The 2,595-nt window shown below is 60.9% G+C and carries 1 protein-coding gene and 1 pseudogene; one reads left to right on the top strand and one right to left on the bottom strand.

Annotation, left to right across the window (positions count from 1 at the left end):
* Nucleotides 1–678, top strand: a pseudogene (locus HX801_RS31495) (sigma 54-interacting transcriptional regulator); the annotation flags it as partial.
* Nucleotides 679–712: 34 nt separating this feature from the next.
* Here the strand turns inward: HX801_RS31495 and HX801_RS31490 are convergent.
* Nucleotides 713–2,518 carry an ABC transporter ATP-binding protein gene (locus HX801_RS31490; protein ID WP_008431180.1) on the bottom strand — a complete coding sequence of 602 codons (1,806 nt, stop codon included), beginning with the start codon at nucleotides 2,516–2,518 and terminating at the stop codon, nucleotides 713–715.
* Nucleotides 2,519–2,595 lie beyond the last annotated feature (77 nt).

The following is a 2,595-nucleotide window of genomic DNA, read 5'->3' as shown; positions in this document are numbered from 1 at the left end:
TGCTGCGGGTATTGCAGGAGCGTGAAGTAGTGCGCCTGGGTTCGCGCAAAAGCATTCCGATCAATGTGCGGGTGCTGGCGGCGACCAACGTGCAGCTGGAAAAAGCCATCAACGCCGGGCATTTCCGCGAGGACCTGTTCTACCGCCTGAACGTGGTCAACCTGGAACTCAGCCCGCTGCGGGATCGCCCCGGCGATATCCTGCCGCTGGTGCAGTATTTCATCGATACCTACACCCGCCGCCTCGGCTATGGCGAGATCATCTTGAGCAAGGAAGCCGAGCAACGCCTGGCCACCTACAGTTGGCCGGGGAATATCCGCGAGCNNCCACACCCTGCTGATCTGCCGCGACGGCGTGATCCAGGCCGATGACCTGCGCATGTCCAACCTGCGTATCGAACGCCAGGAAGACAGCACCACCGCCCATGACCTGCTCGACCAGGCCTTCCAGCGGCTGTTCGAGGAGCAGATAGAAAACCTCCACGAACAGGTGGAACGCAGCCTGCTCACCGCCGCCTACCGGCTGTGCCAGCACAACCAGGTGCACACCGCAGAGTTGCTGGGGCTGAGCCGCAACGTGACCCGCACGTTGCTGATCAACCTCGGTGAGCTGAAGGTCAACAAGCGCCGCCCGCTGGCCGGTGCCAAGGATGACCGGGTGCTGCACCTCTCGATCTGACCTGACTGCGCGGCGTACCCGGTACGCCGCTTGGTCACACCACCGCTTCATCCAGCGCATCGCTGAACTGGCGACTCCACAACCGCGCATATTGCCCGCCCTGGCGCAGCAACTGTTCGTGGCTGCCGTCCTCGATCACCCGGCCATTGTCGAACACCAGGATCCGGTCCAGGTGGGCCACGGTGGACAGCCGATGCGCGACCACCAGCACGGTCTTGTCTTCCATGATTTCGTCGAGCTTGTCCTGGATAAAGCGCTCGGTGATCGAGTCCAGGCTGGAAGTGGCTTCGTCCATCACCAGGATCGGCGCGTTTTTCAGCAACACCCGGGCAATCGCAATGCGCTGGCGCTGGCCGCCGGACAATTTGACCCCACGCTCGCCCACCAGTGATTCGTAGCCGTGTTCCATGCTGTCGATAAATTCACTGGCGCCGGCGCGGTGGATCGCCTCGGCGACCTCGTCCATCGAGGCATCCAGGCGGCCGTAATGGATGTTTTCGCGAATGCTGCGGTGGAACAGGCCGGGCTCCTGGGGAATCAGGCCGATCTGCTGGTGCAGCGAATGCTGGGTCACCTCGCGCACGTCCTTGCCGTCCACCAGCACCTGGCCTTGCTGCACGTCGTAGAGACGCAGGAGCAAGCTCAGCAGGGTCGACTTGCCGGAGCCCGAAGCACCCACCAGGCCGACTTTCTGGCCGGCGGGGATGACGATATTCAGGTGTTCGAAAATCGAACGGTCACCGCCATAGCTGAAGCCGACATCGCGAAACTCGATATCGCCGCGCTTGACCATCAGCGCCTTGGCGCCGGGTTGGTCGATGACTTCATGGGGGCGGATCAGGGTGCGCACACCGTTGGCGATATTGCCGGTGGCTTCGAAGAATTCGAGAAAGCGTCGCGACAGGTTTTCCACATCGCTGATGATCAACAACGAAAGGCTGGTGGACATGACAAACGCAGCAATGTCGATACGGTGGCTGCGCCACAGGTAGAGCGCCAGCAATAACAAGCCGAGCTTAAGCACTACGCCACAGGAAGCCTGGAACCAGCGAATTTTCTCCATATACCCCAGGGATCGGTAGGCAGCCGCCACCTCCTTGTCGAGGAAAGTGCCGAGGTAACTGTGCTCGAACGCATGGCGCGCAAACAGGCGGATATTGGCCAGGTTGGAGACCGCATCCACCACTTTGCCGGTGCTGGTGCTGCGCGCTGCCGAATACTGTTGCGCCAGAGGATGACTGCGGCGTGCGAGGACGTAGCAGATAGCGATAAACGCCACCGACCAACCCGCCATGAACAACGCCAACAACGGCGATGCGGTCCATAGCAAGGCCGTGGCCAGGCTCAGCGTCACCAGCAGCGGGATCAGGTCGAACAACAAGATGCTCAGGGTCTGATTCACGCCCAGGGTAATTTCCGCCACCCGATGCGCCAGTGCCCCGGCGAACTCATTGCTGATGAAACGATGGGAGTGCTGCTGCAGATAGGCGAACACCACATGCGTCACCGTGCGCCGCTGCAACGGCAAGACGTGGATATGGCAGCCTGCCGATGCACGGGTAAACAGTACTTGGCACACCAGTAGCGCGCTTAGCAGTGTCAGTGGCCATTGCAGCACTTCAAAGGCACGCTCCGCTTCCAGCCCGTTGCTCACGGTGCGGGTGATCTGCCCCAGCCCCCAGGGCGTCAGAATCGAACACACCACCGCGGCGATCTGCAGCAGCAGGATAGCCAGGTACCAACCTTTGAAATGTCCGATGAAATGCCGCACAAACGCCGCCGGCGTCGATGGCAAGTGCTGGACATTCCAGGTGCGAAACAATGAAAAAGACGAACTCATGGCCAATGACATTCCTGAATGACGCCTGTGGCCGCGCAGCTTTCAGGCAAAAATGGTGAGTGTGATCGTTCCCACGC

The sequence above is a fragment of the Pseudomonas sp. G1002 genome, from assembly GCF_013385455.1.
Taxonomy (GTDB): domain Bacteria; phylum Pseudomonadota; class Gammaproteobacteria; order Pseudomonadales; family Pseudomonadaceae; genus Aquipseudomonas.
The sequence above is the reverse complement of the archived record's forward strand: the minus strand, read 5'-3'. Positions and strand labels throughout refer to the sequence as shown.